This window comes from Paenibacillus antibioticophila (assembly GCF_000455265.1).
In the GTDB taxonomy this organism is placed as follows: Bacteria; Bacillota; Bacilli; order Paenibacillales; family Paenibacillaceae; genus Fontibacillus; species Fontibacillus antibioticophila.
On record NZ_HG005139.1, the window covers coordinates 1,864,314 to 1,886,857 of the forward strand.

Annotated in this window: 20 protein-coding genes; 5 read left to right on the forward strand and 15 right to left on the reverse strand. The window is 48.4% G+C overall.

What is annotated here, in order from left to right:
• A partial coding sequence (locus TX85_RS08535) for a hypothetical protein (RefSeq protein WP_044478662.1) occupies positions 1-1,102 on the forward strand: 1,102 nt, incomplete at its 5' end.
• A gap of 385 nt (positions 1,103-1,487) precedes the next feature.
• On the opposite strand, the gene TX85_RS08540 is transcribed toward TX85_RS08535, so the two are convergent.
• The 9 genes from TX85_RS08540 to TX85_RS08575 all read right to left on the reverse strand — a co-directional run bounded on the left by TX85_RS08540 (position 1,488) and on the right by TX85_RS08575 (position 12,113).
• Positions 1,488-2,045, reverse strand: a complete 558-nt coding sequence (locus TX85_RS08540) for a dihydrofolate reductase family protein (protein WP_044478664.1) — start codon at positions 2,043-2,045, stop codon at positions 1,488-1,490.
• 139 nt (positions 2,046-2,184) lie between these two features.
• On the reverse strand, positions 2,185-4,455 hold the full coding sequence (locus TX85_RS08545) for a glycoside hydrolase family 3 N-terminal domain-containing protein (protein ID WP_049894874.1): 2,271 nt from the start codon (positions 4,453-4,455) through the stop codon (positions 2,185-2,187).
• 84 nt (positions 4,456-4,539) lie between these two features.
• Positions 4,540-5,640, reverse strand: coding sequence for an FAD-binding protein (locus TX85_RS08550; RefSeq protein ID WP_044478665.1), 1,101 nt, complete (start codon positions 5,638-5,640; stop codon positions 4,540-4,542).
• A gap of 221 nt (positions 5,641-5,861) precedes the next feature.
• Positions 5,862-7,325: an Msr family ABC-F type ribosomal protection protein gene (locus TX85_RS08555; protein WP_044478666.1), complete on the reverse strand. Its 1,464-nt coding sequence runs from the start codon at positions 7,323-7,325 to the stop codon at positions 5,862-5,864.
• Between the two features lie 624 nt (positions 7,326-7,949).
• Positions 7,950-8,996: an L-serine ammonia-lyase, iron-sulfur-dependent, subunit alpha gene (locus tag TX85_RS08560; protein WP_233500660.1), complete on the reverse strand. Its 1,047-nt coding sequence runs from the start codon at positions 8,994-8,996 to the stop codon at positions 7,950-7,952.
• 15 nt (positions 8,997-9,011) lie between these two features.
• Positions 9,012-9,158 (reverse strand): serine dehydratase beta chain, encoded by a 147-nt coding sequence (locus TX85_RS27470; protein ID WP_233500661.1) that lies wholly within the window; start codon positions 9,156-9,158, stop codon positions 9,012-9,014.
• 22 nt (positions 9,159-9,180) lie between these two features.
• The gene (locus TX85_RS08565) at positions 9,181-10,017 is read right to left on the reverse strand and encodes an enoyl-CoA hydratase/isomerase family protein (protein ID WP_044478667.1); all 837 of its coding nucleotides are present in this window, start codon (positions 10,015-10,017) and stop codon (positions 9,181-9,183) included.
• Positions 10,007-10,846 carry an enoyl-CoA hydratase/isomerase family protein gene (locus TX85_RS08570; protein WP_044478669.1) on the reverse strand — a complete coding sequence of 280 codons (840 nt, stop codon included), beginning with the start codon at positions 10,844-10,846 and terminating at the stop codon, positions 10,007-10,009. The genes TX85_RS08565 and TX85_RS08570 overlap by 11 nt, the downstream gene beginning before the upstream one ends.
• 28 nt (positions 10,847-10,874) lie before the next feature.
• Entirely contained in the window at positions 10,875-12,113 is a 1,239-nt protein-coding gene (locus tag TX85_RS08575; RefSeq protein WP_233500662.1) for a M20 metallopeptidase family protein, read from the reverse strand.
• Positions 12,114-12,323: 210 nt separating this feature from the next.
• On the opposite strand from TX85_RS08575, the gene TX85_RS08580 reads away from it, so the two are divergent.
• The gene (locus TX85_RS08580; RefSeq protein ID WP_044478670.1) at positions 12,324-13,637 is read left to right on the forward strand and encodes a hypothetical protein; all 1,314 of its coding nucleotides are present in this window, start codon (positions 12,324-12,326) and stop codon (positions 13,635-13,637) included.
• A 115-nt stretch (positions 13,638-13,752) separates the two neighbouring features.
• Here the strand turns inward: TX85_RS08580 and TX85_RS08585 are convergent, their stop codons facing one another.
• The 3 genes from TX85_RS08585 to TX85_RS08595 are packed head-to-tail and all read right to left on the reverse strand — an operon-like array spanning position 13,753 to position 16,810.
• Positions 13,753-14,838 carry a Gfo/Idh/MocA family protein gene (locus tag TX85_RS08585; protein ID WP_044478671.1) on the reverse strand — a complete coding sequence of 362 codons (1,086 nt, stop codon included), beginning with the start codon at positions 14,836-14,838 and terminating at the stop codon, positions 13,753-13,755.
• A 17-nt stretch (positions 14,839-14,855) separates the two neighbouring features.
• The gene (locus tag TX85_RS08590; RefSeq protein ID WP_233500663.1) at positions 14,856-15,761 is read right to left on the reverse strand and encodes a helix-turn-helix domain-containing protein; all 906 of its coding nucleotides are present in this window, start codon (positions 15,759-15,761) and stop codon (positions 14,856-14,858) included.
• Between the two features lie 38 nt (positions 15,762-15,799).
• Entirely contained in the window at positions 15,800-16,810 is a 1,011-nt protein-coding gene (locus TX85_RS08595) for a Gfo/Idh/MocA family protein (RefSeq protein ID WP_044478674.1), read from the reverse strand.
• Between the two features lie 240 nt (positions 16,811-17,050).
• On the opposite strand from TX85_RS08595, the gene TX85_RS08600 reads away from it, so the two are divergent.
• The 3 genes from TX85_RS08600 (at position 17,051) to TX85_RS08610 (ending at position 19,466) form a co-directional block, all read left to right on the forward strand.
• Positions 17,051-17,692 carry a cell wall hydrolase gene (locus TX85_RS08600; RefSeq protein ID WP_044479921.1) on the forward strand — a complete coding sequence of 214 codons (642 nt, stop codon included), beginning with the start codon at positions 17,051-17,053 and terminating at the stop codon, positions 17,690-17,692.
• A gap of 101 nt (positions 17,693-17,793) precedes the next feature.
• The gene (locus tag TX85_RS25345) at positions 17,794-18,435 is read left to right on the forward strand and encodes a copper resistance CopC family protein (protein ID WP_081671678.1); all 642 of its coding nucleotides are present in this window, start codon (positions 17,794-17,796) and stop codon (positions 18,433-18,435) included.
• A complete protein-coding gene (locus TX85_RS08610) occupies positions 18,432-19,466 on the forward strand; it encodes a copper resistance D family protein (protein ID WP_049894876.1) in 1,035 nt (344 codons plus the stop codon). Before TX85_RS25345 ends, TX85_RS08610 begins: the two co-directional genes overlap by 4 nt.
• A gap of 82 nt (positions 19,467-19,548) precedes the next feature.
• Here TX85_RS08610 and TX85_RS08615 read toward each other — a convergent pair whose 3' ends face one another.
• The 3 genes from TX85_RS08615 to TX85_RS27475 form a co-directional block, all read right to left on the reverse strand.
• The gene (locus tag TX85_RS08615) at positions 19,549-21,105 is read right to left on the reverse strand and encodes an ABC-F family ATP-binding cassette domain-containing protein (protein ID WP_044478676.1); all 1,557 of its coding nucleotides are present in this window, start codon (positions 21,103-21,105) and stop codon (positions 19,549-19,551) included.
• Positions 21,106-21,344: 239 nt separating this feature from the next.
• Positions 21,345-21,905 (reverse strand): GNAT family N-acetyltransferase, encoded by a 561-nt coding sequence (locus tag TX85_RS08620; RefSeq protein ID WP_044479924.1) that lies wholly within the window; start codon positions 21,903-21,905, stop codon positions 21,345-21,347.
• A gap of 311 nt (positions 21,906-22,216) precedes the next feature.
• Positions 22,217-22,544: NAD(P)-dependent oxidoreductase (locus tag TX85_RS27475; RefSeq protein WP_044478678.1), on the reverse strand; the 328-nt coding region annotated here is incomplete at its 5' end.

The window sequence follows — 22,544 nt, forward strand, 5'->3', positions numbered from 1 at the left end:
GGATTGCATTAAGCAAATCGTAAATCTATTGCTGGATAACCCATTATATTCATCTCCCCTGTTTGAGGCAGCAGAAGATTTAATTGCGCAAGGAAAACCGATGGCAGCAGCGATTCTTTACGAGAGTGTAGCGCTAAGCGAAAAAAGTCAGCATTCAGAGCGGTTGGCTTATTGCCAGTTTAAGTTGTTCCTAACTAGACTTGGCTCCGATCAGGAACAAAACTACCAGGCAGCGATCCAGTTTGGGCCTTTTGCGGAGCGGCTTGATGAAATCGACCAACTGGATGCATTGAAGAATTTGGCGGATACTTATCGTTCTTTGCGTCGCTGGGATAAGGTCAAAAAAGTTTGCATAAAGTTACAGCAACTGGCTGAAATTCAGTATTCTTTGTCCCAATCCCGGAAAAAGAATGATCAAGGCCTTGTTAAAAAGCTACCCAGACCATTTTTTTATTATGTTCTCTTTGGTCAAATGCTAGTAGGTGGCGCTTATTATGAACAAGAGGATTATGAATTGGCTCTGCAAATTTTCAGTGAAGCTGCCGATTTAGAATGGGTCAAGGAGACGGATGAAGAAGCATTATACTGGAAGAACTTATTCCAGGAATGGACTCAGGCGAATATTTTATTGACCAAATTAATGGCTGGCAACATAGAGTTGCTGCCGGAATATGTGAGTTACTTTGAAAAGAAGGAAAATGAAATACTCATGGGTTTATGGAATATCATGATAGTAGCTAACCGGTACAAGATTAACGTCGATCATATTCTTATGAAGTTTGAAACCGTGTTGTCTAACGTCCTGGAGCATGAAAAAAACGAAATATATAACCAACAAAATACCGACGATCAGTTCGTTGGTTTGCTGTGTGAATTAGCCGATTATTACTTATTCAGAGAGGATTATGAACAAGGCTTTAAATCATTGATGCATGGCCTGAAAAAATCTACTATAATAAATAACGAAAGCTCTATGCTTCGGTGTATGAGATTGTTTGAACGTTTTAGAAACGTTGCGTCGGCTGAATCGAAAGTAGAGTATCATCAATTAGTGGAAATGGGGGATGGCCATGAAAAAGAACGTTCTGTTGCGCGCCATTAATTTTCTATTCGTATTGGTGGTAAGTGTGGGAGTAAGTGCAGGACCACTTATGGGGACGTTCGGCATACATGTTGGAGGTTAATTCGAATCTCTATCATCATTTTTAGAGGGCAAGTCGCTATAATTTACATATCAGCTAAAACCACCGGATTCCAAGGCTTTGATTCCGGTGGTTTTTCTGTCATTAAAAAGGCTCAGGGACGTTCCTGGATTATGGGGAGCGCCCTAGATTCAGAATATGGCAGAGACCATGGCTGAACTGAACCTACATTACTTCGCAGTTGTTCACAGAAAATAAAGTATTAGACTGCCGCTGCTTTGTTTATCTATTGTTATTCGTTTAGTTGAAGAAGTGACAATTACTATCCAGTATTTCCTGATGATATTATTCTTTCTCATTCAAATGATAGATTAGTTGCACAACGCCAGAGGAGAATGTTCTTGTATTAACCATTTTTAAATTCAACCTCTGTTTTATATCTATAAACAGAGGTTTTCCTTCTCCCAAAATAACAGGGTGCACAGATAATCTAAACTCATCAACAAGCCCTAAATCCATAAAAGTTGTAATGAGACTTGCTCCGCCATATAGCCACATGTCTTTACCAGGCTTATTCTTTAATTTATTTACTTCTTCAAGAATATTATCATTTATGAATATTGCTTTATTATCAGTCCCTTTTTTTGTCCTGGAAAACACATATTTTTCTTTACTATGATATAATCCCCACATTTCTTTTTCAGTATCAGTAAATTCAGTTTCTGGAGTAAATTCTCCCCATAAATCATAGCTTTTTCTTCCATATAAAATAGTATCAATTTGGTTTAAGAAATCAATAAACCCCATGTCAGAGTCCGTGATGCACCAATCAACTTCCCCATTCTTCCCTTCAATAAAACCATCTAAAGTAACTGCTAAATCTAAAAGTATTTTTCGTTTCATAATTTGTTACTCCTTTCGTTGATCCACCACCCATTATAGATTTTTAATATGTCACCTTGCGTCATATATATATAACATAAATGGTATCTTTTTAACTATCCTGCCCGTTAGCTTAGTCAGTAGGCGTAAGTCTAATACTTTATTTTCTTCTGACAGCAGTTACCGGCAGTTTGCCTCCGGCCTCCAGTTGGCCGAGCAGCACCTGGATTCCGGCGCTGGTATTGGGCTCTTGCTTGCCGTAAACGGCAAGTCCCGAACGGACATTCTGCAAATGGATCATCTCATACGGGTTACCCAGCGACAGTAGCGCGTACCGCTTACTCTGCTTATTCAGCTTGTCGATGATGGTCTGAACATCGGTCCAGCCGAACTGGCTGGCCACGTTGCGGAACTGGTATGAGGCGAGGATCACGTAATCCGCCTGCTCCATCGCTTGAAATGCTTCCGTGGCTTTTCCTAGACTGATAACAACAATTTCCGTCTTCAGCGATAAACTGCCAGACGCCTGGATCAGCTGTCTCTTCAACTGCTCTGCTTGATCTTTATCGGCAGTAGCAATTACTACCCGGTCTCCTTGATGTATTTGATCCGGATGCTTACCGTCGCGGCTGGCCAATACAGTGACTGCTCGCTCTGCAATTTCCCGCTCTACCGCACGATGCTCCTTGGAGCCAATTACATCGTTCAGCGAGGCCAACTTATTCGCAAGGCTGTCGCTGCGATCGAATAAGCCATATTTTGATTTAAGCTCCAATATTCGTTTGACCGAGTCATGGATGGTTTCAACCGGGAGCTTTCCGCTATTTACCGCTTGAACCAGCGACTGATGAGCTGCTGCCGGCTCCTGAGGCATAAGGATGATATCGACGCCTGCGGCAATTGCACGTTCCACCGCTTGATGTTCCCCAAAGTGCTCCGAAATTGCATTCATCGTGAACGCATCCGAAATGATGACGCCTTTATAACCCAACTGCTCGCGAAGCAGTCCTTTCAGCACTTTTTGTGATAATGTAGCGGGAATCGGCACGCTGCTTCCATCCTTAAGCGATATAACCTGCTCGTTATCTACTGCCGGAAAAGCAATATGTGCAGTCATGATCATCTCCACTCCGTTCTCGATCGCGGCCCGAAATGGCTTCAGTTCCACTGCATCAAGCCGTTCGCGATCATGAGTCAGCACCGGCAGTCCAAGATGGGAATCTACCGATGTATCTCCATGCCCCGGAAAATGCTTGACCGCTGCGATGACTCCGGATTGACGCAAGCCTTTTATCGTGGCTGCCCCAAGCTGTGATACCAGCTCCGCATCGGAGCCAAAGGAACGCATCCCGATGATCGGGTTGTCGGGATTGCTGTTAATGTCCAACACCGGGGCGAAGTTGATGTTCAGCCCGAGCGCCCTCAGCTCTTCCCCGGTCAGCCTTCCTGCCGCTTCGGCCAGGACAGTGTCACCCGCTGCGCCAAGCGCCATTTGACCTGGCAGATTCGTACCGCCGGGAATTCGCTTAACTACGCCCCCTTCTTGATCGATGCCCAGGAACAGCGGAATGTCCCCAGCTTCCATCTGCAACTGATGCGTGAGCGTTGTAACCTGTCGTACGTCTACTATATTTTTGTCAAAAAGAATGAGCCCGCCCAAATCCTGATCATGAATGCTGCGTTTCAAGCCCTCATTGACCGTTGTTGTCACTTGACCCTTCCATTGCCTGATGTCAGGCATAAGCATTTGCCCTACTTGTTCGCTGACGGTCATATAAGAAATCAGCTTATCCCAATCCTGCGCCTGAATGGCAGCCTCACGTTCGAAGCGAATCACCCGCGCCAGAAAGACGGAGAATTCCGCCCGTGTTACAGGCTGATCCGGCCGATAGGTGCCATCCGTATATCCGCCGATCAACCCGTTGGAGCTCATGATGCGAATAGGCGCTGCTGCCCAATGATCCGCTGTATCTTTCAAGCTTGCGGATTGCTTGCCGACCGCCAGCGAATAGGCCCGGGTAAGGAATGCAGCCGTCTCTGCGCGGCTCATTGCCGTATCCGGCTGGAAGGTGCCGTCAGGCAATCCGCTGGCCAGCCCGTTTTTCGCCGCAATAGCTATTTCCCGATAAAATGGATGCGTCGTTGGAACATCGGAATAACCTGAAGCTCCTCCGCCTGCCTGCAGCTGCTGCGGATAAAGCTCTCGTACCAGGAAGGTCACGGCTTGCGCTCTGGTCACATGCCGCTCGGGCATAAATTGCCCGTTACCGGATCCGGCCACGGTTCCCCTTTTCGCCATATAGTTAATGCTGTCTTCTGCCCACTTCACAGACTGCAGATCGGAGAATGGTTGTTCTGCCGCCGCAATTTCTGCCGAAATCAGCATGGAGCCGAGTACGGCACCGAGGATCGTTATCATTTTTAGCTTCATCTGTTGTACCTCTCAGCTGTTCTTAATATGAATGATAGACGCTCTCGATGGATCATTTGTTGCGCTGCAACCTGTTCGTTCGTCCTAAATTCTGCTTCCTCTTAATGAATGCCTTATCTTTTCATGCCCTGGCTGCATGGAAATGCTCTGCACTCCGCTCTTTAGAATCTGTTGGCGCAAGAACGGATGGTACATGAATGGGCACTTTAGCAGCTTGGCATACATTTTCATTTGAATGGGGAGCGTTTTGAATTGATAGCTTTTGTTAGGCTGCAGGCTGCGGGCATTCAGCACTTCACTCAGGGTACGCGCGCTATTGATAGCCGAACTGATCCCTTCCAGCGAGCTTGGGCTTATGAAGCCGGCCGCCTCGCCTACCAGGAATGCATTATCCCTTCCACAGCTAAAGTCATGAAAGGAAGACGGCCGCAGTACCATGCATGCTTCTGTCTTGATTGGTTCTCCGAACTGGAATCCGACGCTCTGGATTCTCTCCTTTTGCAAGTCGAATTGTTCCCTCGGCTTATCCATAAGATAAGCGCCGCCAAAGATAAAGTGATTATCCTTGGAAATCGACCAGGAGTAACAGTCCGTGATCTTCTCGTCAAAAATACAGGAATAGAACGGCGAATCATGCTGCTCTGGGAACCACTGCTGAATGGCCATGTAGGTGCGAATCTTTTTATCCGGATATAAGAATCGCCGCACCAAAGAATTCGCCCCGTCTGCACCAACCAGATGCTTGGCCGTAATCACATGTTTTATTTTATTCTCGTGAAACGTGATCTGATAACCGGAGTCCACCCTCTCCACAGCAGAGCACCGCGAATGGTCATGAACCTCTACATGTCCCGGAATAAGCGACTTCAGCCATAAGTCGAATTTATGCCGGTCCACATTGACATAAGTCCGCTGATAGTGGCGTATAAGCTCCCGCTCCTGATCAATCGTTTTGACGGCAAAAATCTGCGGGTCTACGGTTACCTCCTTGGGCAGCGTCAAGTTCAATTCTGCAAGCGCCTTTTGAGCATCAGACGATAGAAGACCGCCGCAAGGCTTCTGAAAGCCTTGATCATAAGTATATTTCATATCTATGGCTATCACGCGAAATTCCTTGCTGAGCAACTGAGCCAGGATGGAGCCTGCCGGTCCCAATCCGATAATGGCGACATCATAATGGTTCATCCTTACACTCTCCTTAATATGTTCATTCAATTTGAGTTTATTATAGCTCAATTTCAGATTAAAACAATAATTAATTATTGTATTTCATATATTATTTATTGTTTATCAATAAAACTGTAAGTGATTACTCTCAAGATTGGACAAAATGGGCTACACATGAAAAAAGAAAGTAACCTAAGCCTGTTCTAACCCAGGCTCAGGTTACTTCCAGTCAACCTACGCTATTTCTTCCGAATGATCTGTTTCTCCTCGATGGCATATACCTGATCGGCGACGTTCTCCACCAAGCGGGCATCGTGCGAGATGAAAATGATGGTGCCTGCGTAGCTTTTCATCAAATGTTCCAGCGATTCCACGGTAGGAAGATCGAGAAAATTGCTTGGCTCATCCATAAGCAAGATATTATATCGCCCTAGCAGCATTTTTGCGAGCTGCAATTTCATGATTTCGCCACCGCTTAATACCGACAGCTGTTTGCGCACATCATGCTGAGAAAATCCCAAAGACGCCAGTACAGCGCGAATTTCCGGCACCTGATAATCACAGTCTTCCTGCATGAATTCCATGATGCCCTGATTGCAGTCAAACTTGTAGCCGTTTTGCGCGAAGTAGCCGATTTCTGCTTTTGGCGATAGGATGATGCCGTCTTCACGATTGAGGATCATTTTGAAGAGCGTTGTTTTCCCCGCACCATTATCGCCCGTTACCGCTATCCTGGCACCAAGCGGAAATTGGAAAGACGCTTTCTCAAAAATGAACTTTTCACCAATCTGTTTACTAATCTCTTTTCCCGTAATCGGAAACGGATTATGAAGCTCCAAAGATTTGCTCTGACGGAAGTGGACGGTGCGAACCGCCTCTGGAGGTCTCACATCACCTAGCGCTTCGATTCGTTGCTCCATATTTTTTGCGGCATTATGAAGCTTCTTCTGCTTGCTGCCCACCGATTTTTGATGGGCAAGCCGACCGCCGTTTTCCGAGCTGTTTTTTCTTGAAGTTCCTTTTTCTTTCTGGTCGATTTTCCGAGCCTGATTCTTTTTCTCGGCGATCGCTTTCTCCAGCCGATCCCGTTCAGCGATAAACTGCTTATATTCGGCATCCTGATTTTTCCGTTCTTCTGCTTTCTGGGCCAAGTAATCGGAGTATCCGCCCCAATACTCGTTAATCCTTCCGTCCTTCAATTCCCAGATTTTATCGACCACTTGATCAAGGAAATACCGGTCATGACTGATAACAAGCAAAGCACCCGTGTAAAAGGAGAGTTGGTTAATCAAAAATTCGATTCCCTCACGATCGAGATGACTCGTCGGTTCATCGGCAAAGATGCCATGTGCCCCGCCGGACAGAGCCTGTGCAATTTTCAACCGTGTTTCTTCCCCGCCGCTCATATGCTCCATATCTACTCTGGCTACCCCAAGCTTACCCATTAATGCGTGATCCACTTCCTCTTGTACCACGACATCATCCAGCTGCGGGATGTAGGTGAAATTGCCTTCCCTCGTGATTCTCCCATGTGTTACTGGCGTTTTACCCAGCAATACTTTTAGCAATGTGCTCTTGCCTGCTCCGTTCGCACCGACCAGACCGATGCGGTCATACTCATGAAGCTCCAAATGATCAATGTCTAATACCTCACGTCCTAAATATTCCACATATATCTCTTTTGCGTTAATTAATGCATTCATTATGGTTACCTCCTTCTGAAATCGCAGTTTTCATGTTCGCAGGATCACCTGCGATTTAAGAAGGGAGGATTATATGAAGAAGTACCAATGCATGTATCTCATCGTGTTAACTCCTTTCGTATTTTTATTGGTTATTATTTGTTTTGGCAATAAAAAATACAGATCCAAACCACTATGTGGACTTAGATCTGCATTCATCACGAATAAGGACACGTCGATACAAGGCATAGCCAAATAAGCTATCTATATCGTAATCTATGTCTCTCCATACGTAAAAATAAGCAGCTCAAAAAAGCCCACAATTGCGGAAAAATCAGCTTTTTATTGCCAGCTTATCGAATGCGCATGGAATGTGTCATAGATAACGTGCCTCCTCAATTTATGATGTGAATCTTAACATGGAGTTCTTCAGGTTGTCAACCCAAACAGGTTCTGTTCTGTGCCTCATTGGGTCTTTCAAATCCTGCAGGCTTGCGGGAAGAACATCGGCAAACTGCGATAGGCAGCAGCCTCCTTACATAGCTCCCAAAAAAGAACGTCCCTTCTGCTAACCGGCAGCAAGGGACGTTCTTCGTCTCATTACACAAGTATGGAATTCATGCCCCATCATCATGACAGTATCATTTAACTGTCCATTCTGTAGAGCTTAGCGAGCCCGCCTTCTGAAGTTTCACGGTAACGGCTGCTCATGTCCAAGCCTGTTTCATACATGGTCTGTACAACCAGATCAAAAGATATCTTACGGGTACCAGACAAGAATTTGGCCAGGCTCAGCGCATTGATCGCCCGCATCGCACCCACAGCATTCCGCTCAATGCAAGGGATCTGAACCAGTCCGTTAATCGGATCACAGGTTAACCCCAAGTGGTGCTCCATGGCAACCTCCGCCGCATACTCAATCTGGCCGATCTCCATTCCGGACAATTCAGCCAGTGCGGCTGCTGCCATAGAGCAAGCCGTGCCAACCTCCGCCTGGCAGCCGCACTGAGCGCCGCTGATGGAAGCATTCTGCTTGACCAGGTTGCCAATGAGCCCGCCGACGGCCAGAGCCCGGAGGATCTGTTCGTCCGGGACCTGCATCTTTTCCTGCATATAACGGAGCGAGGCTGGCACGACACCGCTGGCTCCGCAGGTCGGGGCCGTTACGACGGTGCCGGCGGCGGCATTCTGTTCGTTGACGGCGAAAGCGTATGCGCTGACGATCCGGTTCTCCCGCGTCTCCGGGCTCTCATCCATATGCCCCTGATGATAGAGATATTTCGCCTTTCGTTCGACATGGAGACCGCCCTCCAGAATACCTGTGACGGAAAGTCCTTCGTCGATCGAACGCTTCATCGCTTCCCAAATCCCTTGGAGGAAGTCCCATATCTGTTTGCCTTCACACTGCTCGACGTAATCGCTCAGCCGGATATGATTCGCTTTACAAGTGGCACTGATTTCGGCAAAGCTGTTCTCTTGATAAACATCAGGCCCAAGCTTCTCCTCCCGCCCTTCAATAACGATGTCCCCGCCGCCGATACTGACAGCACGCATGAAGGCGGTTTGCCGCCCGTCTTTGTAAGCGAACAAGTCCATGGTATTGGGATGGGGCAGAACAAAATCTGCTTGTGGAATAAATTCAATCTCCGTTGGAACGGGTGACAGTGCTCTGATAATGGCCTTATCCGTCATATGGCCTTTGCCTGTTTAGGCAAGGGAACCATAAATCAACGCCTTGAATTGGTCTGCGTCTTCATTTTCTGATTTGAATATTCTGGCCGCTTTCTCCGGCCCCATGGTATGGGAGCTGGACGGTCCACTGCCAATCTTATAGAGTTCAGTCAACGATCTCATCGCACCCATACATCCTTTCTGGCTATCGCCCATTCCGCTGAAAACGTTCCTTGATCTTCATCAGCCTCTCATAAATCCCCTCTTCATCAATAGCCATGTCATACAATTGGTGAGTAAGCTGAAGACCTTGATCCTTTGCAAGAGCTTTTTTCCACGGTTGGGACACAATCGAATGAGTAAGCTGTCTTGTAGAGCGGGGTGCCTGCATGATCATCTCTGCCAGCTCCCGCGCACGGGGAAGAAGCTGTTCACGAGGCAGCACCTCACTAACCAGACCAAGGTCTAATGCCGTCTGAGCATTCATGTTCATGCCCGTGTATGCATAGTATGCCGCTTTCTTGGTTCCCAGTATTTGTTGAAGTGCTAAGACGATTCCATCTCCAGGAGGTACACCGCCCAAGTAGTGGGCATCGAAAAACGTTGTGCCTTCAGCGCAAATGGTAATATCACAAAGCGTTCCCAGTTGCCAGTGTGAGCCTGTGCCATTAATCGCCCCAATCGTGGGGATGTCGAGGCAATGAATCATATTTTCAATCATTCTGAGTGACTCATGGTACATTTCCAGCTTCCGGCGATTCGGCCAATCCATGAATTTGGTTGTCCAGACTTCAGGATTGCCTGTTTGCCACAAATCTCCAGTCCCTGTAAGGATCATCACCTCATTCTCAGGATCACGGCCCACATCGGCCCATACGTTGCCATAGGCAGCTTGAGCCGTCCAGTCAAATTGAAGCGGTCCCCCGCGAGTGTGCATACGCACTTCGAGTATGCCGTCACGGCGGGTCATGAAGAACAAGTCCTTGTACTTCTCCGAGTATACCTCGAATCGTGTAGGTCCCGCCATATCTCTATTGAACATCTTTGCCTATTAGACGTCCTTGCATTTTTTTCAGCCGCTCCAGAACCCCTTCTTCATCAATGGCCATGTCATACATTTGGTGGGCAAGCTGGAACCCTTGATCACTGACTAAGGCTTGCTTCCATGGACGGGAGATAATGGAGTGAGACAGATGTCTGGTTGAACGCGGTGCTTGCATAATCATCTCCGCAAGCTCCCATGCGCGGGGAAGAAGCTGCTCGCGGGGCAGGACTTCGCTAACGATGCCCAGGTCCAAGGCGGTTTGACCATTGATATTCTTGCCGGTGTATGCGTAGTATGCTGCTTTCTTGAAACCGATCATATTCTGCAGCGTAAGCAGCATTCCATCTCCGGGAGGCGTGCCTCCCAGATAATGCGGATCAAAAAAGTCCGCGTCTTCTGTACAAATCGTAATATCACAGAGAGTTGCGAGTTCACAGTGCGTTCCCGGCCCGTTGACCGCCCCGATGGTCGGGATGTCAATGCAGAAGATCAAGTTCTCAAGCAGTCTCAGTGATTCATGATACTGTTCGAGCTTCTTTTGCTTCGGCCAATCCATACATTTTGTATTCCAGACCTCCGGGTCCCCGATTACCCATTTATCCCCCGTTCCGGAAATAATCATGACCTCGTTTTCAGGGTCGCGGCCAATATCTGACCAGGCATGGGACCATGCGGTATGGGCTTCCCAGTTATGCTTGTACGGCCCTCCGTCGGTGTGCAGCCGCACTTCAATGATTCCGTCACGGCGGGTCATTAACAGGAATTCCTTGTATTTCTCCGAGTACTCTTCAAATTTTGTGGGTCCAATCATACGTCTCTCTTCCATTTCAATTCCTCCTAGCTTGGTTTAGATATTATCTATTACTATCCAGCCAATCTCTGGCAAAAGCAGCGTAAGCCGCAGCCCCTTTATAAAGCACCTCATCCGAGAACATCGTCTTGGGATGGTGCACAGGGTAACCATAACCTTCCTCGGTATTGCCAGCGTTAAGAAACACTGTGGTGCTTGGCACCGCTTGTGATACAAATGCGAAGTCTTCCGATCCCATTAATTTACCACCGGGTACCAGCTCAGTTATACCGATATAGGAACCGGCGCCAAAGGTATTTGCAATCGAAGTTCTCATTTGTTGGTTAAGCCCGCTGTCCGTTATCACCTCAGGACAACCCCTCGTATAGATCACATCCATCTTTGCCTGAAAGGTTTCTCCGATACCTGCAGAAATGTCGCGGATTCGGGCTTCCATGTTGTCCCGCAATGCGGTGTTAAATGTTCGCACACTGCCTTTCAATCTGGCCGTATCGGGAATTACGTTGTTTGTACTTCCGCCTTCCATCACGCCAATGGTAAGAACTGCATTATCAATTGGCGAAATTTCACGGCTAAGGATACCCTGCAGTGCCAGATGAAGATGAGCAGCCACATTTAAGGGGTCCACTGCGGCCTCAGGCATGGCTCCATGTGCGCCCCGACCGCGGATGATGATTTCGAACCAATCCGAGGAAGCTGAAATCGCTCCACCAGCCTCAGGCACTACAAATTGCCCGATAGGAATTGGCATTCCGGTCAACACATGAAGCATCATGGCTGCATCCACTTTAGGATTATCGAGAATTCCGCTTTCAAGCATCATTTTTGCCCCGTGCAGAGTCTCTTCACCCGGCTGAAACATAAGCTTAACCGTCCCGTGAAGCTGCCCTTCGTTGGCCTTCAGGATCTCCGCAGCTCCGAGCAGCATGGAAGTATGCAAGTCATGACCGCATGCATGCATGTTTCCGTTCAACGATGCGAAAGAAAGATCCGTTTCTTCTTGAATGGGCAGCCCATCCATATCCGCACGAAGAAGAAGCACCTTCCCGGCTTGCTGTCCGCCGATCGTAACCATAAGACCTGATTCTCCTACGAGAGTGGGCTCAAATCCCATGGATTCCAACACCTCTTTCACATAAGCAGCTGTCCTGGGCAAACTTAAATCAAGCTCCGGAATCGCATGAAGATGATGCCTGTACATGACCAATTTTTCCTGCAGCTGATGGGCCATACTCAAAAAGTCTTCAGCTTCTTCAATCACAATGAACATCTCCCAAAACACAAATTGAATGAACCTAAGAACAGAGAAACATTCCCCCTTCACATTTTAAGACTTTTTAAGAACACGTTTATCGTACTGGCATTTTTATCCGCTGTCAAGAGAAATTAAGACATTTTAAGAACATTATTTCAGAGGCTGCTGGAACATTGATATATCACATTTATTGTGATATAACTCTTTTGATTGAACTGTTTATGAAAGGAATCTACCATGAAAATCAAGCTGGGTATTATTACGCCTGAGACCCATATGGACTATTTCCGCGCCATTGAAGAAGAAATGCGGTCAGTATGTCAGTTCCGGTTCCTTACAATCAGCAACTTTCGGGAAACAAATGACCTCTATCTCAAAAACTTAGGTTCGGTAGACGGATTTGTGATCAGTGGCAGGATGCTTTACGAGTCAATTGATAAGGAATGCTTGGATGAAAAAGTACCTATTCACATTTTGCAGGATAACGAGAACCTTCTATATAGGGAACTTTTCCGGCTGCTGCTTACAGAGCCTGAGCTTGACATCTCCAGGATCTATGTGGATTATGCGTATGTTATCGATTCTTTCAGTGAATTCCAAAAATACCTGACCCATGAGGGAAAGCCCATCAACAGTGATGATCTGCTCGAACGAGTGGAAACCATGCTCGAAAACCATATCACTCTGTGGGAAGAACAGAAAATAGACCTGTCCATCACGGCGTTCGGCCACTTTGTTCCAGAACTTAAAAAGCACGGAGTAAAATACATCTTAATCCGGCCTACTTTGGAAAACGTTAAAGAGACCATCCGAGAGATCATCAACGAAATTACCATCCTCAAGCTTAAGAGCCAGAGGGCAGTTGTTGCATGCTTATCGACCGTAACGGCGCAGACGCCATCCGAAGAGCAGCTTCATGAGCTGAAGGTCCTTGTCGGCAGGTTTCTGCGCAGCATGAATCTTGCAGACACGGCCCAAATTTCGGAAGGCTTTGTCAGACTATACACTACTTATGGAAATTTCATGAAAATCACCTCTAACGCACATAACTGCACCCTGCTGGAGTATCTGGAAGGATGCATAAGCGACAAGGTGAAAATCGGATGGGGCTCGGGGCATGAATATTTCCAAGCTAACGTAAACGCCACCAAAGCCCACAGACAGGCGGAAGCCTTTACGGACAGCTGCAGCTTTTTTATAAACGAGGAACAGAAGGTTATCGGCCCAATGCGGAGCATGAATGTTATACGGTTCTCTGAACAGGGGGATCCGGAAATCATCGCGTTAGCCAAAAGGATCGGAATAAACAACATCAACTTGCAAAAAATCATGTCCTATGCAGAAATCATGAGAACAAATAAATTATCCTCTGAGGATGTTGCCGAGTGCCTGTCCATGACCGTCAGAGGTGCAAACCGTATCCTTAACAAAATTGAAGAAAGTAAATACGTACAAACGGTATTTGAAAAACGGGACAATAGTAAAGGGCGGCCCAAAAAATACTACGAACTGCTGTTTCTTGACAAAGAAGGGCATAAATTAAGCAAATGACACGCATTGTTACGTTTGCCATTTCGACTTTAAATTAATGCAAAAAAGGCACATTTTCAAAACTGAAAACGTGCCTTTTTGCGTTGGAGTCATTGAATTGTTCCCGCCGAAAACATTAAGAATTCATATACACAGCCTTGCCTGTCTTGGCGGATTCATAAATCGCTTCAAGAATCTCCGAGACAACACATGCTTGCTCAGGCGTTACGACCGGCTCCAGATCTTGATCCACGGCCCGGATCCAGGTTCTCATTTCCGTATCCGCATCATTCTCGGCCTTCCCTTCATAGAAGGCAACCCCGCCAGAGCCAAGCTCGGCTTCCTTCGTATACAGACGGCCATGCTCTTCTCCGTTGATCCGAAGACCGTTCTTCATATCAGCCCCTGCTTCCGTTCCGCTCAGGCTGCATTTGGCTTCATGCACATCAAGCGTGTTCAGCGCCCAGCTGGATTCCAGCATCACTGTAGCTCCATTTTCCATGACAACCATCCCGAAGGCGGAATCCTCTACCGTGAACTTGGCAGGATCCCATGGACCCCAAGCGTTAGCAGCATTTTCGCGCTGCGACAGCTCATGATATTTGGTTCCGAGAACCACCTTCGGCTTGTAATTGTTCATCATCCACAAGGTCAGATCCAGGGCATGCGTACCGATATCAATGAGCGGTCCTCCCCCTTGCTTCTCTTCATCGAGGAACACGCCCCAGGTTGGCACGGCTCTTCTGCGAATAGCATGGGCTTTGGCGAAATAAATATCGCCCAGTTGTCCTTCTTCAACCAGCTTCTTCAAATGCAGGCTGTCCGGACGGAAACGGTTATTGTAGCCAATCGTCAGCTTCTTGCCGGTACGCTTGGCAGCTTCAACCATTCTCCGTGCATCCGCGGCGGTCTTGGCCATCGGCTTTTCGCACATGACGTGCTTGTCAGCCTCAAGCGCCGCAATCGTTACCTCGGCATGGAAATCATTCGGGGTCAGCACATGTACGATGTCGAGAGATTGATCCTTCAGCAGCTCACGGTAATCGGAGTATACCTGTGCGCCCTCGGCACCATACTCGCGTGCAGCCTTCTCAGCGCGTTCCACTACGATATCGCAAAAAGCTACGATTTCAACATTATCCAGCTTCTTCAAGCTTGGCAGATGCTTTCCGTTTGCAATCCCGCCGCAGCCAACAATCCCGATACGATATACTTTACTCATTTTAAATTCCTCCCAGGTTATATAGTCTCCACTTTAAATTGCTTGCTCTTGCGATATTCTGCCGGTGTCATGCCAATCTTCTTGCGGAATACGGCATGCAAGTAAGTAGCATTCGCAAAGCCCTCCGACTGGGCGATCTGCTCAATCGATAAATCTGTTTCCTCCAGCCTTTTACAGACCGACTTTAGCCGGATATCCTCCAGCAGCTTGCTGAAAGGCTTCTGTGCATCCATCTGATGAAAGGTTCGCTGCAATTGACGTGCACTGATATTGAGCTTCTCAGCTACATTCTCCAGCGTTAAGCTGGAGGAGGAGTTCGCTTCCATATACTGCACCGCATATTGATAGCGATAGGCCGTCATATTGCGGATCGGCGCCTCCGTTGTAATCACGCCGGCATCATAGGCCCGGACGGCCTTCATCAGAATGGTAAGCACCAATTGGCGGATCGAGGTGTAATATCCGGAGTATCGCCCGTCACATACCTGATAGGCCTCCAGGAAGCAGGCCATCGCCCCGTGCCGATCCTGCTCCGGCTTGCGGGGAAGCTTGCGCAGCTTCTCCATGCATTCCTCCGCCTCGGCCGCTTCCCAAGGATCGCATTCATTCCGCTCGATCGGAACGATATCGACATGCAGGCACAGCTCATCCATTGCTTCTTCAGAGGATGCGGCCTGATAATGAACGACTCCCGGCCCGGTGAGGTAGAACATTCCCTCCGACAAGGCAAAGGTTTGGTCCTCCAGAATCACGATTCCCTTCCCTCGCGGAATAAAGTGAAATTCATACTCCGCATGGTTATGAAAATCAATGACATGGCCCCGGTCAAATGAAATCAAATGAAATCTAAGCACCTTGATTCTGTAATAGCCCCAGTCAATTTGAATATCCAGCCGTTCAAGCAGATCCTGCTTTTCAAACATCACCTCATACGGAAATGACGTTTTATGCCTGAAATCGGTCATGGAAGAAGTGCGCTGCCTTCGAGAGGAATGACTCTTCCTTCCTGTGCCGAACGATTGGCCGCTTCCATCAGACGGGTCAGCTCGATGGCCGTCTGCACATTCGTGCCGGCGGTCGTACCGTTTTGAATATGTCCTACCCATTGATCGAAAGCGCTTTCCCGATTGCTGCGCAACGGGTATTCCCGCCAAGTCTTTCCGCCGTTTTCATCCAGATTCGACTTGAGCAGAAGCTTATCCTCCGGTGTTCCGTACAACAGGGTTCCTTCTGTTCCGTGAACCTCGATCGTAAATGGAGAATGACTATTCACAAAGCCTGCTTCCACAACGCCTACAGCACCGGATGCCGTTTGCAGCGTTACTACTGCATTATCCTCTACTTCCTTGCCTGTGACATAGCCAAAGTTCGCGCTGACCCCGGTTATCTCTTCTCCGAGGAAAAGGCGAGTCAAGTACATCGGATGACAGCCCAGATCGATCATCGCCCCGCCGCCGCACTGCTCCCGGTTATAGAAATGCTCAGGAAGCCAGTTGGCCAGCGCGCCGTTGTGAGACAGGCGGACTCTCGCATAAGTGACCTTTCCGAGCAAGCCCTTGTCCAAAATATCCTGAATAGCAAGTGTGTATCCTGCATTTAAGCGCGGCAGCGATACAACAAACGTTAACTTGCGATCCGACACCGCAGCTACGATTTCGTCAACTTCCTGTACCGTAGGCGCAATTACTTTTTCCGTGAAAATATGTTTGCCTGCCTGCGCAGCCTTCAATATCACCTCTTTGTGTCTGTTGGTCGGCGCATCCACAATGACTGCGTCCAGGTCATCACTTGATAGCATCTCATCCAGCGAAGCATAGAATGGAACTCCCAGCTTGTCAGCTGCCGCTTGACCGCGGACCGGATCCTCATCCCAGACCGCGGCGACGACCGTATCCGGATGATTCAGCGCTTGCTCCGTGTATTCCCATGCATGGACATGCCAAAAGCTGATTTTCCCGACTCGAATACTCATAAACATGGCCTCCTAGCTTATATGAAATTCTGACATCTGTTGATAAAGTACCATATTCAAACACATTTAAACAGTGTATTTATACGACAATTCAATATATAAAATTACGACATACTATCACGGATATTCTGGGTTAATTTTGCCTCGGAGGTATTTTCCATTTTATTTCCAATAAGTGTGGGTTGTTCCTACTCTGGGGCTGATTCTATAATGCTAACAGGAAAGGAGGCATGCCCAATGATGAAGCGCAGATTACTAACCTTCATATTATTGGCTGTGATCGCGGGGCTGCAGCCCGTGACCTCGAACGTCCACGCTGCCCCATCCGTACAATACGGCAATACCGTGGGTGATGTATGGGATTTGCAATACCGGTTAAAGGTGCTCGGTTATTATGCCCCATCGCTGGACGGACAGTACGGGACGCAGACCAAAGCGGCAGTCGCCAAGTTTCAGCTGGCTTATGGAGTCCACGCGGACGGAATTGCAGGCAGCCAAACCTGGAGCTTGTTGAGAAAACACACCTTGAACCTCTATGAAATGGATATTTTGGCGAAAATCATATACAGCGAAGCCCGCGGCGAGTCCTATACAGGTCAGGTTGCGGTAGGAGCCGTTGTCATGAATCGGATTCAGTCACCGGATTTTCCCGATACGATATCGGAGGTTGTATTTCAGCGCGGTGCCTTCACAGCTATTGACGACGGTCAATATTGGCTGACGCCTGACAGAACCGCCTACCTGGCAGCTCAGGACGCCGTTCGCGGCTGGGACCCTTCAGGAGGCTCGTTGTACTACTTTAACCCAAACACCGCAACAAGCAGCTGGATCTGGTCCAGAACGCAAAACGTAAAGATCGGCAATCATATCTTTGCAAATTAATTCCTCCGGGCACGCCCGGGGATACATAACAAATTCAGGATAGTTGGTTTTAATTTAAAATTTAAGTAGAATAGGAAGCGAGAACTTAGAACCTGGAGGATATGATGAAAAAACTTTACGTCACAGGAGTATTATTAGTATTTATTCTGCTTGTAACGCCTCATTCTGCTTTTGCCCATACCCATATGGTCTCCTCTTCGCCGGAGAAGGATGAGCAAGTCGAGCAGCCGATTGATCAGATTCAGCTGGACTTTCATACGGACATCGCTCCGCTAAGCTCCTTTACGGTCACCGGAGAGCAAGGCACGATTGAACTGGAAGAGATTCAGGTTGAAGGTGCCCGGATGACCGGGTTATTGGCTGGGGATTTGGAGAACGGAACCTATACAGTGGATTGGAAAATCGTCGGTGAAGACGGGCATCCGATGGAAGGCAGCTACTCCTTCTCCGTAAATGTTCCCGAGTCTGCGGTGACTGAGGATCAGACAGAAGCGCCAGCCGAACCCGAAGACACTTCATCGAATGCCGACACGTCGGCTAATAATGACAACGGCAATGCGGCTGCGGATGAGTCCGTCACAGCCGTTGATCCCGATACAAATTCTAACAACGAAGCAACAGCAGACACAGCTGTCGTCAAGGAACGTGCATCGCTTTCCATGCCGATGCTTATTGCAGGGATTGTGATCATTGCAGTCATTCTTGCTGTTGTACTTGTCGTCCTGCGGAGACGCCGTTCATGATCTATTGGCTTGGAGAGCCGCTGCTTTATCTCTGCTTTGCAGTCATCATAGGCTGGCTTACTGTCATTCGTGCCGGAGAGGTTGAAATCGCCGCACGAATCCCCAAGCTGCTTGTGATCACAGCCATCTGCGGAATAGGCGTGCTCTCCTTTCTTCCTTTATTAAGAATCGTACTCTTCTTTGCGGGGAATACCGGCTTTGCTGTATCATTGCGAAATGTCCTTTTTACCCTGGCAGAAGGCAAAGCCTACGGCTGGACCCTGTTATTCTGCCTTTTGATGATGGCAGCGGTGTGCGTCAAGCCTTTGCACCTCTCCATCCGGAAGGCTGGTTGGGGCTGGTGGCTGTGCTGCATCCTCTGTCTTGGCCTTGCGATCGCCGTCAACTGGTTCAGCCATATGACGGCAAACTATGGCCCGGCAGGCCTTCTCGTCCATCTCATCCATTTTCTGTCCGTCATGATCTGGTCCGGAACCTTGTTGGCGGCAGGCTGGTTCAAGCCTGTGTCTTCATCCTGGTCCGGTTTTTTGAAATGGTTTCACATTCTGGCGATGGTTGCCATGACTCTGATTATAGGCTCCGGCTGGCTGATGTCCGCGGCTCTTATCCCGCAGATTGCAACGGCAGCCGCCTCCTCTTATGGGAAGGCTCTGCTGCTGAAGCATCTGCTGATCATTCCCTTGCTGCTATTCGGCTTCATTAACGGATTTCTTATCAAAAGAAAGCTGTCTCAGAATCACTCCTATCAGCCGACCACCTGGATCCGCGCCGAAGCCGTGCTGGTGCTGGCCATTTACATCATCACCGGATATATGAACCAGCAAGCCACTCCAGAGTCGCAGCCTGATCCGGCTTCAGGTCTAGTCTTTCACGGGCATCCCTCAGCCCTTCTTTATCTGAGCCTGGCCACAGGATGTTTAGTTGGACTGCAGGCTGTATACCGCCGGAACAAAAATGCGTACCTGGCTCTGCCGCTTAGTTTGTTCTTTACGCTTGCGGCCTATCAGGCTGTGATGTTGTTTATCTCCTGAGGTCAGGCATTCAAAATAAAAGGTTCATCCTTATAGCCTTATCGGCTGCAGGATGAACCTTTTTATGGTTTAGGAGGTACCCTTAGAATACTTTGGTTGTCCAGGACTCGCAATTCCAGGTCTCCGTCACGACATCCCGGTAAAATTCCGGTTCGTGAGAGATTAACAGAATGCTGCCCTTGTAGGCCTTCAACGCCCGCTTCAACTCATCCTTGGCATCCACGTCCAGATGGTTCGTCGGCTCGTCCAGGACCAGAATATTCGTCTCGCGGTTAATCAGCTTGCAAAGACGGACCTTGGCCTTCTCTCCCCCGCTCAACACAGCGACCTTGCTCTCGATATGCTTGGTCGTCAGGCCGCATTTAGCCAGTGCTGCCCGTACTTCAAACTGCGTAAAGGAAGGGAACTCGTTCCAGATCTCCTCGATACAAGTATTGTAGTTGGTTTCTTTGGCCTCTTGCTCGAAATAACCGATTTCCTGGAGCTCACCCAAATGAACAGACCCGCTAATAGCCGGAATTTGACCCAGAATACTGCGCAGCAGGGTCGTCTTCCCGATGCCGTTCGCACCGACAAGCGCGATCTTCTGTCCGCGCTCCATCCGAAGGTTCAGCGGGCGGGACAGCGGCGAATCATACCCGATCACCAGGTCTGTCGTCTCGAAGATCAGCTTGCCGGAGGTTCTTCCATCCTTGAAATGAAACTGCGGCTTCGGCTTCTCCTTAGCCAGCTCGATAATATCCATCTTGTCCAGCTTCTTCTGCCGGGACATGGCCATATTCCGCGTGGCGACACTGGCCTTGTTCCGGGCCACGAAATCCTTAAGGTCAGCGATCTCCTGCTGCTGGCGCTTATAAGCGGACTCCAGCTGTTGCTTCTTGGCTTCATGCACCTGCAAGAAATAATCATAGTCCCCGACATACCGGTTCAATTCCTGATTCTCCATGTGGTAGATCAGGTTGATAACGCTATTGAGGAACGGAATATCATGGGAAATCAAAATAAAGGCATTCTCATACTCCTGCAAGTAGCGCTTGAGCCATTCAATATGCTGCTCATCCAGATAGTTCGTAGGCTCGTCCAGGAGCAGAATGTCCGGCTTCTCCAGCAGCAGCTTGGCCAAGAGCACCTTGGTCCGTTGCCCCCCGCTCAGATCATTGACATCCTTGTCCAGACCGATATCGGTAAGTCCCAAGCCGCGCGCCGTCTCTTCAATCTTCGCATCGATCAGATAGAAATCCTGATTCGTCAGCGTATCCTGAATCGTGCCGACATCCTCCAGCAGCTGCTCCAGTTCCTCGGGGGTGACATCCCCCATTCGGCCGTACATGTCATTCATTTCCGCTTCCAGATCGAACAAATATTGAAATGCTCCGCGAAGCACGTCGCGAATCGACATGCCCTGGCTCAGCACAGCATGCTGGTCCAGATAGCCAACCCGTGTACGCCGCGCCCATTCTACCTTGCCTTCATCAGGCTGCAGCTTGCCGGTGATAATGTTCATGAAGGTAGATTTCCCTTCTCCATTGGCGCCGATCAAGCCGATATGCTCCCCCTTCAGCAAGCGGAAGGAGACATCCGTAAAAATCGCACGGTCTCCGAAGCCGTGACTGAGTCGTTCAACGTTTAGTATGCTCATGAATCTACACCTTTTCTATTTACGATATATACCGTCATATTATATATGCAATCATGGTCATTCAACAAGTCACTTGCAGAGGATGTTTAAAAAGTCTTCTCCTGACTTTTTGAACCTGCAATTAACAAGGAAAGGATTCACACAAAAACTCCTGCCGCGCAAAGAACCTCAGTTCTTCCTGGCAGGAGTCGGATTGCTGAATAGCCCGTTCAAATCTTGTACCGAAAATTCGGCAGGTATCATTGCTCCTCTTGATTGGCTTCATATTGCTGCTTCAGCAGCGCGAACAATACCGCATCGGCGAATTGTCCCTTCTCATAGAAGCACTGCTTCAGATATCCTTCCTCATGGAAACCGGTCTTCTCCAGCAAATATCTTGAACGGATATTGTCCGGATCAATAAAAGCCTCGATACGATTCAGCCCCAGATCCTCGAAGCCAAAGCGCATGACCTCTTGCAGCACCTCGGACATCACGCCCTGTCCCCAATAAGCAGGATTCAGCTCATAACCGATCTCCGATTTGAAGTGCTCTCTGAACCAATTATGGTAGCCGCAGGTTCCGATGACCTTGTTGTTTGGTTTGGCAGTGATCGCCCAGCGGAACCCCTTCTTCTCCAGATAGCGGCTATTCCAGGCGAAGATAAGTTCTTCAGCCTGTCTTAGCTCGACAAAGCTCTCCAAATCATAATAGCGGGTCACTTCATCATTAGAAAAGTAATGAAACAAATCTCCGGCATCAGCCGATGTCAATTTGCGCAAAACAAATCTTTCCGTCTCTAATTGGGGAAATACCGGCATCTCATTCGTCCCTTTCGCGCTGGAATAAGTCAAATTTAACTTCATTATAGGCGAAAAGCCGGGATCGAGAAAGGTTTTTCCTGAAAGAGGTTGTTCAAAAAGTCCTCTTTTGATCACGAAGTATATCAAGAGGTTGATTCGACAACGAATCTTGCGTTCACCCTCGAAGTCCGAGCGGATGCTTACGAGGCATGCTTCCTTTGGAAGCATTTTGCTCATGTAGGTTTTGCCTACACTCCGTTCCTCCTTCTTCAGGTTCTCGCAACCTTCTCGGTGCTGAAAAGCTGACTTTTTGAACACTCACTGATAATTTAAAGTTCTGAAGCCACCGTGAAACGCTCGCGAATATGCTTAGGCTGTTCAATCTCGTCAACGACGGCAACCGCATAATCCTCGTAGCTCACATAGCTGTCTCCGGCCGAATTGACAAGCACATGGTCCTTGCCGGAAATATAGCTTCCCGTGCGTCGTCCAAGCGCAAAGGTTGCCGATGGACTCAGATAGGTCCAGTTAAGTCCTGCCGCAGCTTGCAGCGCCTCCAGATTCTTGCCTGCATTTGATGCCGTCGGATAGACGAAATCCGGGAATTCCGGCGTGTCCATCAGCCGCAGCGACTGATCCTCATCCACGAACAAGCTT

Bases quoted from the DNA above. Each gene is read 5' to 3' on its own strand.
- TX85_RS08540 (WP_044478664.1), bottom strand. From the start codon at position 2,045: ATGAAACGAAAAATACTTTTAGATTTAGCAGTTACTTTAGATGGTTTT.
- TX85_RS08545 (WP_049894874.1), bottom strand. From the start codon at position 4,455: ATGAAGCTAAAAATGATAACGATCCTCGGTGCCGTACTCGGCTCCATG.
- TX85_RS08550 (WP_044478665.1), bottom strand. From the start codon at position 5,640: ATGAACCATTATGATGTCGCCATTATCGGATTGGGACCGGCAGGCTCC.
- TX85_RS08555 (WP_044478666.1), bottom strand. From the start codon at position 7,325: ATGAATGCATTAATTAACGCAAAAGAGATATATGTGGAATATTTAGGA.
- TX85_RS08560 (WP_233500660.1), bottom strand. From the start codon at position 8,996: ATGACGGATAAGGCCATTATCAGAGCACTGTCACCCGTTCCAACGGAG.
- TX85_RS27470 (WP_233500661.1), bottom strand. From the start codon at position 9,158: ATGAGATCGTTGACTGAACTCTATAAGATTGGCAGTGGACCGTCCAGC.
- TX85_RS08565 (WP_044478667.1), bottom strand. From the start codon at position 10,017: ATGTTCAATAGAGATATGGCGGGACCTACACGATTCGAGGTATACTCG.
- TX85_RS08570 (WP_044478669.1), bottom strand. From the start codon at position 10,846: ATGGAAGAGAGACGTATGATTGGACCCACAAAATTTGAAGAGTACTCG.
- TX85_RS08580 (WP_044478670.1), top strand. From the start codon at position 12,324: ATGAAAATCAAGCTGGGTATTATTACGCCTGAGACCCATATGGACTAT.
- TX85_RS08585 (WP_044478671.1), bottom strand. From the start codon at position 14,838: ATGAGTAAAGTATATCGTATCGGGATTGTTGGCTGCGGCGGGATTGCA.
- TX85_RS08590 (WP_233500663.1), bottom strand. From the start codon at position 15,761: ATGTTTGAAAAGCAGGATCTGCTTGAACGGCTGGATATTCAAATTGAC.
- TX85_RS08595 (WP_044478674.1), bottom strand. From the start codon at position 16,810: ATGAGTATTCGAGTCGGGAAAATCAGCTTTTGGCATGTCCATGCATGG.
- TX85_RS08600 (WP_044479921.1), top strand. From the start codon at position 17,051: ATGAAGCGCAGATTACTAACCTTCATATTATTGGCTGTGATCGCGGGG.
- TX85_RS25345 (WP_081671678.1), top strand. From the start codon at position 17,794: ATGATGAAAAAACTTTACGTCACAGGAGTATTATTAGTATTTATTCTG.
- TX85_RS08610 (WP_049894876.1), top strand. From the start codon at position 18,432: ATGATCTATTGGCTTGGAGAGCCGCTGCTTTATCTCTGCTTTGCAGTC.
- TX85_RS08615 (WP_044478676.1), bottom strand. From the start codon at position 21,105: ATGAGCATACTAAACGTTGAACGACTCAGTCACGGCTTCGGAGACCGT.
- TX85_RS08620 (WP_044479924.1), bottom strand. From the start codon at position 21,905: ATGCCGGTATTTCCCCAATTAGAGACGGAAAGATTTGTTTTGCGCAAA.